Annotated in this window: 11 protein-coding genes; 4 read left to right on the forward strand and 7 right to left on the reverse strand. The window is 74.6% G+C overall.

What is annotated here, in order from left to right; all coding sequences use genetic code 11:
* Positions 1-741 (reverse strand): SRPBCC domain-containing protein, encoded by a 741-nt coding sequence (locus tag ACIG5E_RS07560; RefSeq protein ID WP_396532209.1) that lies wholly within the window; start codon positions 739-741, stop codon positions 1-3.
* A complete protein-coding gene (locus ACIG5E_RS07565; protein WP_396532211.1) occupies positions 738-1,373 on the reverse strand; it encodes an ArsR/SmtB family transcription factor in 636 nt (211 codons plus the stop codon). Before ACIG5E_RS07565 ends, ACIG5E_RS07560 begins: the two co-directional genes overlap by 4 nt.
* 167 nt (positions 1,374-1,540) lie before the next feature.
* Here ACIG5E_RS07565 and ACIG5E_RS07570 point away from each other — a divergent pair, with 167 nt between their 5' ends.
* The 3 genes from ACIG5E_RS07570 to ACIG5E_RS07580 all read left to right on the forward strand — a co-directional run bounded on the left by ACIG5E_RS07570 (position 1,541) and on the right by ACIG5E_RS07580 (position 7,391).
* Positions 1,541-2,305, forward strand: coding sequence for a hypothetical protein (locus ACIG5E_RS07570; RefSeq protein ID WP_396532212.1), 765 nt, complete (start codon positions 1,541-1,543; stop codon positions 2,303-2,305).
* Between the two features lies 1 nt (position 2,306).
* On the forward strand, positions 2,307-4,070 hold the full coding sequence (locus ACIG5E_RS07575) for a DNA polymerase Y family protein (protein WP_396532214.1): 1,764 nt from the start codon (positions 2,307-2,309) through the stop codon (positions 4,068-4,070).
* A 99-nt stretch (positions 4,071-4,169) separates the two neighbouring features.
* On the forward strand, positions 4,170-7,391 hold the full coding sequence (locus tag ACIG5E_RS07580; protein ID WP_396532215.1) for an error-prone DNA polymerase: 3,222 nt from the start codon (positions 4,170-4,172) through the stop codon (positions 7,389-7,391).
* 12 nt (positions 7,392-7,403) lie between these two features.
* Here the strand turns inward: ACIG5E_RS07580 and ACIG5E_RS07585 are convergent, their stop codons facing one another.
* A complete protein-coding gene (locus ACIG5E_RS07585; protein ID WP_396532216.1) occupies positions 7,404-7,961 on the reverse strand; it encodes a Uma2 family endonuclease in 558 nt (185 codons plus the stop codon).
* A 65-nt stretch (positions 7,962-8,026) separates the two neighbouring features.
* Positions 8,027-8,851, reverse strand: a complete 825-nt coding sequence (locus tag ACIG5E_RS07590) for a TIGR03084 family metal-binding protein (RefSeq protein ID WP_396532218.1) — start codon at positions 8,849-8,851, stop codon at positions 8,027-8,029.
* 223 nt (positions 8,852-9,074) lie between these two features.
* Between ACIG5E_RS07590 and ACIG5E_RS07595 the strand changes: the two genes are divergently transcribed.
* Positions 9,075-9,875 carry a LuxR C-terminal-related transcriptional regulator gene (locus tag ACIG5E_RS07595; RefSeq protein WP_396532219.1) on the forward strand — a complete coding sequence of 267 codons (801 nt, stop codon included), beginning with the start codon at positions 9,075-9,077 and terminating at the stop codon, positions 9,873-9,875.
* A gap of 104 nt (positions 9,876-9,979) precedes the next feature.
* Here the strand turns inward: ACIG5E_RS07595 and ACIG5E_RS07600 are convergent, their stop codons facing one another.
* From ACIG5E_RS07600 to ACIG5E_RS07610, 3 genes are read right to left on the reverse strand one after another with little or no spacing between them, the layout of a single operon-like run.
* Complete coding sequence (locus ACIG5E_RS07600; protein ID WP_396532220.1) at positions 9,980-11,515, reverse strand: AMP-binding protein; 1,536 nt, start codon at positions 11,513-11,515, stop codon at positions 9,980-9,982.
* Between the two features lie 51 nt (positions 11,516-11,566).
* A complete protein-coding gene (locus ACIG5E_RS07605) occupies positions 11,567-11,998 on the reverse strand; it encodes a MerR family transcriptional regulator (RefSeq protein WP_396532221.1) in 432 nt (143 codons plus the stop codon).
* Position 11,999: 1 nt separating this feature from the next.
* The gene (locus tag ACIG5E_RS07610) at positions 12,000-12,764 is read right to left on the reverse strand and encodes an SDR family NAD(P)-dependent oxidoreductase (protein ID WP_396532222.1); all 765 of its coding nucleotides are present in this window, start codon (positions 12,762-12,764) and stop codon (positions 12,000-12,002) included.
* Between the last annotated feature and the right edge of the window lie 70 nt (positions 12,765-12,834).

A 12,834-nucleotide genomic window follows, 5' to 3' on the forward strand; every position in this document is an offset into this window, starting at 1 on the left:
TCAGGCGGCGAGGAGCCCGGCCAGCCACTGCTGCCAGGCGGCTTCGGCCCCGTCCGGTGACGGCCCGAAGAGGTGATGGAACATCAGCACCAGTCCGCCGCCGTGGTGGAAGGTGTAGAGCCCGTCGGCGGTGCGGAGTTCGAAGCGCTCGTCGTCCGCCCGGACCACCTCGCCGTCCAGCGGCGGCAGCCCGGCCGGTTCGGCGTGGGCCCGGGCACCCACAGTGACCGGGAGTGGCAGGGAGAGCGCGTGGGCGAGGGCGCTCCGGACCTCCGGGTCGGTGCGTCCGGCGGCCGGGGCCGCGGCGAAGACGGGGAGGGCGGTGCGCCCGGGGAAGTGGGTGAGGTACTCGCGGAGGGTGTGCAGGTGGAACGGCCAGCCGCGGCGCAGCGCGTCGTACTCGTCCTGCCAGTCGTCGCCGAGCAGGCCGCTGTGGACGACGCGGAGCACGGTGCTGCCGCCGTCCCGCCCCTCGATCAGGTACTCGAAGGCCATGAACCGGCCGTCCTCGGCGGTGGTCGTGCGGGTGGCCAGGCGCCTGCCGGGTTCGTAGGCGGTGATGAGGGCCTCCTCGCGGTGGCCCCCGGTCTCCATGGTGGCGGTCCCGCCCTCGCGCGGGTCGAGTTCGTTGCGTCCCATGAACCAGGAGTCGATGCCCGGTCCGGTGGCGATCGCCTCCCAGACCTGTTCCGGGCTCGCCGGGAGGGTCGTCTCCAGTTCGATTTCGAACGGGTGGGTCATGTCCGGTCCTCCTTCTCCTGATCGGGCCCGGGTGCCGGTTCGGTTCCGGGGTGGGGTGCGGGGATCTGGTGCAGTCCGACGACCACCCGGTGGTTGCGGCCCCCGGGGGCGGACTCGTCGTGGTAGCGGCTGACCAGGGTGGCCACGGTCCGGGAGAGTTCCTCGGCGAAGGCCGTCCGGTCGGCTGCCGAGGCGAACCGCACCTGGGCGTCGATGCCGAAGGTGGCGACCCGCCGCTTGGCCCGGGACGCGCCGGTCAGCAGGGCCCCGACCTCCTGCACCAGCCGGGAGCCCAGAGCGAGCAGCCAGCGGGCGGAGAGCTGGTCGGGGGAGCGGGAGGGGTCCGGGCTCACGGCGGCCAGGACGCTGGGGGAGATCACGTAGGAGGCGGCGGTCGCGCGGTAGACCCGTTCGGTGACGTTGCCCTTGCGCCGTTCCTCGGCGAGTTCGACCAGTCCGTGCCGTTCCAGTTCCTTCAGGTGGTAGTTGACCTTCTGTCGGGGCAGCTCCAGGCGGCCGGCCAGCATGGCGGCCGAGCCGGGTTCGGTCAGGGCGGCGAGGATCCGGGACCGGATCGGGTCCAGGGAGGCCTCGGCCGCGGCGGGTTCTTCGATCACGGCGATGTCCAGCACCCTTCCAGCGTCCAACCGACAAAAAAATTTGTCAAGGAAAAAATGCTTGTCGGTAGCCCGGCCGGGCGAACGCCGTCCCGCGTTCGGCGCATCCGACACGGAGCGTGACGGGTCGGAGCGATGTGGCGGACTTGAATCTTTGCGAACGGATGTTCGATCCTGGGGCTGTGCCCGTTTTCGAATCTGTTTTCGAATCTGCTGCTGAGCAGCCCGAACGCCCCGCGCTGCGGCCGGTGGCGCTGACGGCTGCCGTGCCCGAGGACGGGCAGGCGGCGACGGGGCGCGGGCTGGTACCGGTGGCACCCGCGTTGCGGGAGGTGCTGCCGGACGGCGGACTGCGGCGGGGGACGGCGGTGTCGGTGGCGGGCGGGGACGCCGGACTGCTGCTGGCACTGGCCGCCGGGGTGCGGGAGACCGAGGGCGGCTGGGCGGCGGCGATCGGGCTGCCGGACCTGGGGCTCGCCGCCGCCGAGGGGTACGGGCTGGACCTGCGCCGCCTGCTGGTCGCGGACGACCCGGGGTCGCACTGGCCCGAGGTGGTGTCGGTGCTGGCCGGCGCGGTCGAACTGATCATGCTGCGCCCGGACGGGCCGGTGCCCCCGAAGCTGGCCACCCGGCTGGCCGCCGTGCTGCGGCGCAGCGGCTGCGTGCTGCTGGTGGCCGGGCCGTGGCCGGGCGCGGTGTTGCGGCTGGGGGTGCGGTCCGGGCGCTGGTTCGGGCTGGGGGACGGCTACGGGCAGCTCGCCGGGCGGCAGGTGGAGGTGGTGGCCGAGGGGCGCGGTTCGGCGGTGCGCGGCCGGACGGCCCGGCTCTGGCTGCCGGACGAGCACGGCGCGGTGCGCCCGGTCCACCAGCATCCGGTCCGGGAACAGCCACAGCCCGTGGCCGGGCCGGTGGAACCGGCGGCACCACTCGTGGCGGCGGTGGTCTGACATGTCGATCGTGCCGACCACGCCCACCACAGCGACCACGCCGACGATGCCGACCGCGCCGACGACGTCCGGCGATTCCGGCGACGGCAGGACCCCCCGGGTGCTGGTGGTCTGGTGCCCGGACTGGCCGGTGGTGGCCGTCACCGGCGACGACCCGGTGGCAGTGACCGAGGACGGGCGGATCCTCGCCTGCTCGGCGGGCGCCCGGGTGGCCGGGGTGCGGCAGGGGCAGCGGCTCAAGCTGGCCCAGCGGCTCTGTCCGGAGCTGGAGCTGCGCGACCGCGACCCGGAGGCGGAGGCCCGCCGCTTCGAGCCGGTGGTCGCGGCGGTGGAGGCGTTCACGCCCCGGGTGGAGGTGATCCGCCCGGGCCTGTGCGCCATCCCGGTGAAGGGTCCGGGCCGCTACTTCGGCGGGGAGGAGGCACTGGCGGCCCTGGTCGGCACGGCGGTGACGGAGGCCCTCGAACGGCCGCCCGTCCCGGACGCCGTCCCCGGCGCGGTGACGGTGCCCGGGACCGACCCCGGGACCGGAACCGCAAACGACCCCGACCCCGACCCCGACCCCGCCACCCCCACACCCGAGGCCGTACCGACACCACCCCGGACCACCCCCCACGCCCAGATCGGCGTGGCCGACGGCCTGTTCGCCGCCGTGCTCGCCGCCCGCGCCGGGGTGCTGGTCCCCGCCGGTCGCACGGCGGAGTTCCTCGCCCCCTATCCGGTGGGCGCACTGGGCGACGAGGCGCTGGCCGAACTGCTCGGGCGGCTCGGCCTGCCCACCGTCGGGGCCTTCGCCGCGCTGCCGCCCGAGGCCGTCGCGGACCGCTTCGGCCCGGCCGGGACGGTCGCGCACCGGCTGGCCCGCGGCCTGCAGCCGCGCCCGCTGGTGCCGCGCGACGAGGAGCCGGACCTCGCCGTCGAGCAGCGCTTCGACCCGCCGGAGCCGCTGGCCGAGCCGCTGGTGTTCGTCGCTCGCACGCTGGCCGAGCAGCTGCACCAGCGACTGGCCGGGGCCGGGCTGACCTGCCGCCGGGTGGCCGTCGAGGTGGCCTGCGCGGACGGTCGGACGGCCTCACGGCTGTGGCGGCACGAGGGCCGGCTGTCCGCGACGGCGCTGGCCGAGCGGGTCCGCTGGCAGCTCCAGGCCTGGCAGGGCATGGGCACCTTCACCAGCGACCAGGGCGATCAGACGGGCTTCACCCTGCTCCGCCTCGCCCCCGACGGCCTCTCCCCGGACCAGGGCCGCCAGCTCGCCCTGTGGGGCCAGGCCGTCGCGGACGACCGGGTGGAGCGCGCGGTGGCCCGGGTGCAGGCGGTGCTCGGGCACGCCGGGCTGCGCCGGATCGAGCCGGCCGGCGGGCGAGGCCCCGGCGAGCAGCAGGTCAGGGTGCCGTGGGGCGAGCCGTACGAGGCGGCGACCCCGGCCGACGCGCCCTGGCCGGGGCGGCTGGCGGAGCGGTCGGCGGACCTCTGGCCGGCCGTGGTGCTGCGCGAGCCGGCCCCGGTGCGGGTGCTGGACGAGGACGGCCGGCCGGTCACGGTGGACGGCCGGGCGGGGGTGTCGGCCCGGCCGGCCCTGGTCGTGGTCCGGGGCCGGGAGGAGCGGGTGGCGGGCTGGACCGGGCCCTGGCCGGCGGTCGAGTACTGGTGGGACCAGTCGCTCGCCCGCCGCCGGGCGCGGTTCCAGATGGTGGTGGACGGCGGCCGGGCGCTGCTGCTCACCGTGGAGGGGGGTGCGTGGTACCTGGAGGCCGACTACGACTAGCGGCCCGTCCGGCAGGATCAGCCGGACGGGCCCTGGCGGCCCGAGAACCCGCAGCAGGGGGGAGCAGGACGAGCACGAGAACGACGAAGGCAACCCCCGATGGGCTTCACCAGCCACCCCACCCTCCCCTGGAGCGAGCTGCACCGCCGGATGACCGGCGCCGCGCCGGACCGCACGGTCGTCCCGCTGCGCCGCCCCGTCGAGGAGCACCCTGCCGCACAGTCCGAGACCCCCGACACCGCCGAACCCTGGGCCGAGCTGCACGTCCACTCCGCCTTCAGCTTCCTGGACGGCGCCAGCGACCCGGAGGACCTGGTCGCCGAGGCGGCCCGACTGGGCGTGGAGACCCTGGCGATCACCGACCACGACGGCCTGTACGGCGCCGTGCGGCTCGCCGAGGCGGCCCGGGGGACGGGCGTGGCCACCGCGTTCGGCGCCGAACTGACGATCAGCCGCGAAGGCGACACCGAACACCTGCTGGTCCTCGCCCGCGACCCGGCCGGCTACCGCCGCCTCTCCGCCGCGATCGCCGCCGCCCAACTGGCCGGTGGCGCCAAGGGCCGCCCGGCGTACGACCTCGCCACGCTGGCCGGGGCGCACGACGGCCACTGGGCGGTGCTCACCGGCTGCCGCCTCGGCCGGGTCCCGGCCGCGCTGCCCGACCAGAGCGAAGCGGAGCGGCGACTGCGCACCCTCACCGAGGCGTTCGGCCACGAGAACGTCCACGTCGAGCTGATCGACCAGTGGCTGCCCGGCGACGACCGGCGCAACGACGCCCTCGCCGCGCTCGCCGCCGGACTGCGGCTGCCCGTCATCGCCTCCACCAACGCCCACCACGCCGGCCCCGCCCAGGGCCGCCTCGCGCAGAGCCTGGCCGCCCTGCACGAACGCCGCACCCTGCAGGAGGCGGTCGGCTGGACGCGGGCGGCCGGCACCGCGCACCTGCGCTCGGGCCGCGAGATGGCCGCCCGACTGGCCCGCTTCCCCGGCGTGCAGCGGGCCACCGCCGAACTCGGCCGGGCCTGCGCCTTCGACTTCGCCAAGCTGGACCCGGAACTGCCCGGCTACCCCGTCCCCGAGGGCGAGACCGAGATCAGCCACCTGCGCGCCCTGGTCGCGGCCGGCGGCCCGGCCCGTTTCGGTCCCGGCAACGCCGCCGCCCGCCGCCAACTCGGCAAGGAGCTGGACGTGATCGAGGACCTCGACCTGGCCGGCTACTTCCTGATCGTGCACGACATCGTGGACTTCTGCCGGAGCCAGGACATCTGGTGCCAGGGCCGCGGCTCGGCCGCCAACTCGGCGGTCTGCTACGCCCTCGGGATCACCGCCGTCGACCCGATCCACTACAAGCTGCTGTTCGAGCGCTTCCTCTCCACCGCCCGGGACGGCCCGCCCGACATCGACCTGGACATCGAGAACCGCCGCCGCGAGGAGGTCATCCAGTACGTCTACCGCCGTTACGGGCGGGAGCACGCCGCCCAGGTCGCCAACGTGATCACCTACCGGCCCCGGCTGGCGATCCGCGACGCCGCCCGGGTGCTCGGCTACCCGCAGGGCCAGGTGGACGCCTTCAGCCGGCAGACCGATTTCCGCTCCGCCCCCGGCGCGGACGCCGTCATCCCCGCCGACGTGCTCTCGCTCGCCACCCAACTCCACGGCCTGCCACGCCACCTGGGCATCCACTCGGGCGGCATGGTGCTCACCAAGGAGCCGATCGGGGAGATCTGCCCGACCGAGTGGGCCCGGATGCCCGGGCGTTCCGTGCTGCAGTGGGACAAGGAGTCCACCGCCGGCGCCGGGCTGGTGAAGATCGACCTGCTGGGCCTCGGCATGCTCGCCGCGCTGCACGACGCCTGCGACCTGGTCGCCGAACACCACGGCCTGCGCTACGACCTGGCCACCATCCCGGACGACGACAAGGGCGTGTACGGGATGCTGCGCCGGGCCGACACCGTCGGGGTGTTCCAGGTCGAGTCCCGGGCGCAGATGGCCACCCTGCCCCGGCTCAAGCCCGACCACTTCTACGACCTGGTGGTCGAGGTCGCGCTGATCCGGCCCGGCCCGATCCAGGGCGGCTCCGTCCACCCGTACCTGCGCCGCCGCGCCGGGGTGGAGCCGCCGGGCTGCCCCCACCCGCTGATGGAGAACGCCCTCGGCAAGACCCTCGGGGTGCCGCTGTTCCAGGAGCAGATGATGCAACTCGCCATCGACTGCGCCGGGTTCACCCCGTCCGAGGCGGACCGGCTGCGCCAGGCGATGGGCGCCAAGCGCTCGCACGAGCGGGTCGCCCGGCTGCGCGAGCGGCTGCTCACCGGGATGGCCGAGCGCGGCATCCCGGCCGAGGTGGCCGAGGACGTCTACGGCAAGATCGAGGCCTTCTCCAACTACGGCTTCCCGGAGAGCCACGCGATCAGCTTCGCCTACCTGGTGTACGCCAGCGCCTGGCTCAAGTACCACTTCCCGGCGGCGTTCACCTGCGCCCTGCTGGCCAACCAGCCGATGGGCTTCTACTCCCCGCTCAGCCTGGTCGCGGACGTGCGGCGGCACGGCGTCCGGGTGCGCGGGGTGGACGTCAACGCCAGCGGTCCGCGTCCCACCCTGGAACCGTACCGGGGCCCGACGCCCAAGCCGCCGCTGACCGCCGGACGCCCGCAACCCGCCATCCGGCTCGGCCTGGAGACGGTGCGCGGCATCGGCACCCCGCAGGCCGAGGCGATCGCGGCCGGACAGCCGTACGCCGACCTGGAGGACTTCGCCCGCCGCACCGGCCTGCCCGCACCCGTCCTGGAGGCACTGGCGACGGCCGGCGCCTTCGACTGCTTCGGATTGACGAGACGTCAGGCCCTGTGGGCCGCAGGGGCGTTCGCCGGGATCACGGCCGATCTGCTCCCCGGTACCACCCCCGGCACCGAGGCGCCAGACCTGCCCGGCATGAGCCCGGTGGAGGAGACCATCGCCGACCTGTGGGCCACCGGCACCTCCGCCACCAGCCACCCGCTCCAGCACCTGCGCGCCCACCTGGACCGCGGCGGCGCGCTCCGCGCCGACCAACTCCCGGACGTGCCACCGGGAACGGCGGTGGTGGTCGGCGGCCTGGTCACCCACCGGCAGCGGCCGCCGACGGCCGGCGGGGTGCTCTTCCTCAGCCTGGAGGACGAGACCGGCCTGATCAACGTGATCTGCAACCGCCCGGTCTGGGAGTCCCAGCGCCGCACCGCCCTGGACCGAGCCGGCCTGCTGGTGCACGGCCACGTCGAACGCGACCGCGGCGCCACCAACCTGATCGCCACCCGGCTCACCCCGCTCCGGATCGGCCTCTGACCTTCGCGCCGCTCAGTCGGGGTAGCGCACCAGCCCGCTCAGGTCCAGGTCGAAGTCGAACGGATCGGGGATGCGCATGCTGTCGCCGAACTTCCGGTCGTGCCGCACGTGGTAGCGGTCGCGGTTCGGTTCGGAGAACAGCGTGACCACCCCCTCCAGCGGATCGACGATCAGGTAGAGCGGGATGCCCATCACCGCGTAGTCGCGGAGCTTGTCCACCCAGTCGTTCCCCGGGTTGGACGGTGAGACCACCTCGACCGCGACGAGGGCCTCCTCGGCGGGGGTGGTGTTGCCCGGCTGGGCCAAAGAAGCGATCGGAAGGTAGGTCAGATCGGGGTTGCGCTCCTTCGTCACGTCGGGGGTGGTCAGCGCGCTGTAGCCGCTGAAAGCGTAGTCGTCCGGGACGTGGCGCTCGAACTGCCGTTGGACGAGTGCGATGTTCAGCTGGTGAATGTTGGACGGAGCCGCCTGCATGATCAGTGTGTCGCCCGACCATTCGACGCGAACACCGTCGGGGGCAGTCCGCAGCACCTCCTCCACGAAGTCTCGGTGCCGCTCGTAGAAGCTCATGGTGCCTCCTCCGGTCTGTGCATTCGGCCGACTCGCAGTCTATGCGCGTACCCGCCCGGGACCGTTCAGGCTCCGGCGGCCGGCGCACGGCCCTTGCCGGGGGCGCCGGCGAAGGCCTGGGTGATCGGCAGCCAGGCGGTGGCGACCGGGCCGGTGGCGGTCAGGGCGAGGTCGTCGCGGTGGCGGCGCTGGGTGACCAGCAGGCAGAAGTCCAGGGCCGGGCCGGTCACCACGTCCGTCGCGTCCGCCGGGCCGAAGGTCCACGGGCTGCCGTCGGGCGCGGTCAGTTCGAGCCGCACCGGGTGCCCCGGTGCGGGCAGCCCGTGAGCCGCGAAGGCGAAGCCCAGGGTGCGCAGCCCCAGGTGGACGATGTGCCGGAGCCGGGCAGTGGGCTCCCGGGTGACGCCGAGCGCGTCGGCGACGTCCTGGCCGTGCGCCCAGGTCTCCATCAGCCTGGCGGTGGCCATCGAGGCGGGCTTCATCGGCGGGCCGAACCAGGGCAGCCGGCGGTCGGCGGGGGCTGCGGCCAGGGCGGCCTGCACCTCGGCCCGGCCGGTCCGCCAGCGGGCGAGCAGGGCGGCGGGGTCGGCGGCCGCGCCCTCCCGGGCACCCTCCTCGACCGGGTCGGCCCCGGCGGCGAGCAGGGCGGTGAAGGTGCCGCCGAGCGCCGCGGTGAAGCCCTCCGGGTCGCGGGCGGCCAGTGTCGTCCAGTCGTCGGTCCAGGCCAGGTGGGCGATCTGGTGCGCGACCGTCCAGCCCTCGGCCGGGGTGGGGCCGGCCCAGCCGTCGGCCGGCAGCTCGGCCACCAGCGCGTCCAGGACGGCGCTCTCGGCCCGCAGGTCGGCCAGCAGGCCCCGCAGGACGTCGCCCGCGGCGTTCGGGTCGGTCATCGGCTTTCCCTCCGACTGCAGTTGAACAGGAACCGTGGCAGTTGCCGCCCGCGGTTGCTACCCGCCGGTAGCCCCGCGCCCGCACCCTATGCCCTGACCCGCACCGACGCCCGCCACTCCACGAAACACGCACGTCAGGACTCTCGCCACCGGCCCCACCACGTGTGACAATTCCGCGATGACCAGGGCTGCGGACCCCCATCTTGCGCAACCCGTCGACCGTGTGCGACCCGACGACGTCGTACGGCCCGGCGGCGTCGTACGACCCGACGACCCCGAACTCGCCGCGCGCGCCGCCGAACTGGTGCGGCACGCCGTGCTCGGCGACCTCGCCCGCCGGGTGGTGGCCGAGTGCGGCGCCGACGTCGGCCTGGTCGGCGTGCCCGAGCCGCTGCCCGGGAGTCGTCCCGGCAGCGAGGGCATGGTGCTGCGGCACTGGGCCGGCACCCGGGCGGACCTGCTGCACGACGTGCCCGTCCCGGCCGGCCTCGGCCTCGGCGGTCGGGCACTCGCCGAGCGCGCCCCCACCTGGGTGCCCGACTACCGCGCGGCGACGACCATTTCGCACCAGTACGACGCGGCCGTGGCCGCCGACGACCTGTACGCGATGCTCACCGTCCCGCTGGTGGACGGCGACACCGTGCACGGCGTGGTGTACGCCTCGCTGCGCACCGTCGTGCCGTTCGGCGACGTCCGGATCTCGGCCGTCGGCAAGCTGGCGGCGGCCGCCAGCCGGGCGCTCGCCGGAGCCGCCGCCTGGGGCCGGGAGAAGCCCCGACCGGCCGCCCCGGAAAGGCCGTTGACCCGGCGCGAACACGAGGTGCTGCGCTGGGCGGCGACCGGCCGCACCAACCCGGAGATCGCCGCCCACCTGGGCCTCACCCGCAACACCGTGACCGGCTACCTCAAGTCCGCGATGCACAAGCTCGGCGTCCGCAACCGCACCGAACTCGCCCTCAAGGCACGCGAATTCGGCCTCCTGGACACGACCGCCCGCCCGCCCGGCCCGGTTCGAACGATCTAGGGCCGGACCGGGAGACCGGCATGCGGAGTTTCCTGGAGGACGGACCCGGCAGGGCGAGGTTCCGTGACACCCCGCCGGGGCCCGGCTCCCGGGAACGGCCCTGGCTAGTTGACCTGGCACTCCCGCCCGCTCCAGTACGGCTCGCGCAGCCGGAACTTCTGCAGCTTCCCGGTGGCCGTCCGCGGCAGCGCGTCCCGGAACTCCACCGAGGTCGGGGACTTGTACCCGGCCAGCCGCTGCTTGCAGTGCGCGATCAACTCCGCCTCGGTGACGGCCGCCTGGCCGTCCCGGAGCACCACCAGCGCCTTGACCGTCTCGCCCCACTTCTCGTGCGGCACCCCGATCACCGCGACCTCGGCGACCGCCGGGTGGCCGTACAGGCAGTCCTCCACCTCGATCGAGGAGACGTTCTCCCCGCCGCTGATGATGACGTCCTTCTTCCGGTCCGAGATGGTGAGTTGGCCGTCGGTGAGGGTGCCGCCGTCGCCGGTGTGGAACCACTCGTCCCGCAGCGCCTCGGCGGTGGCCTCCGGCTGCCGCCAGTAGCCGTCCAGCACGGTGTTGGAGCGCACCAGCACCTCGCCGGACGCGTCGACGCGCAGCTGGGTGCCCAGCGCCGGGGCGCCGGCCTGCACCAGCTTCTCGGCCCGCTCGGCGGCCGGCAGGGCGTCCCACTCGGCCCGCGAACGGTTGACCGTGACGATCGGGGCGGTCTCGGTCAGGCCGTAGAGCTGCATGAACTCCCAGCCCAGCTGCTCCTCGACCTGCTGCACCACCGAGGTGGGCGGCGGCGCGCCGGCCACGATCATCCGCACCCGGTCCCGGCCCGGCACCGGGCCGTCCCAGTCGGCCGCCGCGTCCAGCACCATCTGCACCACGGCGGGCGCGCCGGACAGGCAGGTCACCCCGTGCCGCTCGACCCGGCGCAGGATCTCCGCGCCGTCCACCTTGCGCAGCACGATGTGCCGGGCGCCGAGCCCGGTGATCGCGAACGGCAGGCCCCAGCCGTTGGCGTGGAACATCGGCAGGGTGTGCAGGTACACGTCCCGGTCGCTCGCGCCGTAGTGCAGGGCCATCAGCGTCGCGTTCAGCCAGGCGTTGCGGTGGGTGATCTGAACGCCCTTGGGGCGGGCGGTGGTTCCGCTGGTGTAGTTGATGGTGGCGGTGTCGTTCTCGGAGATCGCGTACCGGCGGGGCGCGTTGTCGAAGTCGTACAGCAGGGCGTCGCTGTCCGCGCCGATCACGAACTTGTGCTTGGCCACCACCCCGTCGAGCGCGTCGGCGAGTTCGGGGTCGACCAGCAGGACGGAGGCGCCGCTCTGCTCGACGATGTACGCGACCTCCTCGGCCCGCAGCCGGAAGTTGACCGGCACCAGCACCCGGCCGTACCCGCTCACCCCGAAGAAGGAGGTGAGCAGCCGGGCCGAGTTGTGCGAGACGACCGCGACCCGCTCGCCCGGCCCGACGCCGAGCCGGTCCAGCCCGGCCGCCTGGGCCCGGGCGAGTTCGGCGACCCGCCGGTAGCTCAGCTCGCCCCAGGATTCGGCCGGCTGCACCGGTTCGTCGACGATGCCGACCCGGTCGCCGTAGACCAGCTCGGCCCGGTCGAGGAAGTCCATCACGGAGAGTGGAATCTGCATGCGCCCACTGTCCCCCCTGGTCGGTTTCCTGCACACCCCCGATCGGGGGTGTCACTCGCCCCGGGGCCCTCCCGAGCACACTGCCGCGTGGTCCCCGGCGCCCTCCCGTGGCCGGCCTCCGGCCGCCGCCAGCGCCGCGACCAGCCGGTCCCGGGACTCGGTCTGAGCGGCGATCCGGCGCTCCAGCACCGCCAGCCGTTCCCGGACGATCCCCAGCACCCGTTCGGACGGCGGCCGGGAGAGCACGTCCCCGTCCAGGCAGCCCAGCAGCGGCCGGAGGTCCTCCAGGGTGAGCCCGGCGGCCACCAGGGCGCGGATGTTGCGCACCCGCACGACCGCCGGCTCCCCGTACTCCCGGTAGCCGTTGGCCGCCCGCTCGGAGTCGATCAGCCCGGCCTGTTCGTAGTGCCGCAGCGCCCGGGCCGTGCTGCCCGTCCGCCGTGCCAGTTCACCGATCAGCACCCCTACCGCGCCCCCGTTCATGTCAGCCCACCAGCGCGCCCCCGTCCACCGACAACACTACGCCGGTCACGAACGAGGCCTGCGGTGAGGCGAGTTGGGTGATCGCCCAGGCCACCTCGGCGGGCCGGCCGATCCGGCCCAGCGGGGTGTGCCGGAGCTGCCACGCACGGATCGCCGCCGACTGCTCGGGGCCGTACCCGGAGTGCTCGCCGATCGGGGTGTCGATCGCCCCGGGCGCCACCGCCACCACCCGGATGCCGCGCGGGGCCAGTTCGACCGCCCAGCTGCGGGTGATCGTCTCCAGTGCCGCCTTGCCCGCCGCGTACACCGCGTTGTTCGGCCAACCGCGCTGCCCCACGGCCGTGCTGACGTTGACCACCACCCCCCGGCTCTCGCCCAGCGCCGGCAGCGCGGCCTGTCCGAGCAGCACCGGGGCGACCAGGTTGGTGGCCAGCAGCGTCTCGATGCCCGCCCGCTGGTAGCCGCCGACGGCCTGCCCGCTCTGCACGATGCCGGCGTTGTTGACCAGTACGTCGAGCCGCCCGTACCGCTCCAGGGCCTTCCCGACGATCGTCTCCGGAGCGTCCGGCCCGGTGACGTCCGCGACCAGCGGCTCGATCAGCCCCGGGTGCGCGGCCGCCGTCTCCGCCAGCGGCTCCGCCCGCCGGCCGACCGCCACCACCCGGGCCCCCTCGGCCGCGAAGGCGCGCGCGGTCTCCCGCCCGATCCCCGTCCCGGCCCCCGTGACCACCACGACCCGCTGCTCCACCACGTTCTCGTCGCTCATGTGGAGCACTCTCCGACCCTGCCGCCAGCGTCAGGGTCAAGCCGGGCCCGCAACCGAGCGGCAGCCGAGG

The organism is Kitasatospora sp. NPDC053057 (genome assembly GCF_044546945.1).
GTDB lineage: Bacteria > Actinomycetota > Actinomycetes > Streptomycetales > Streptomycetaceae > Kitasatospora.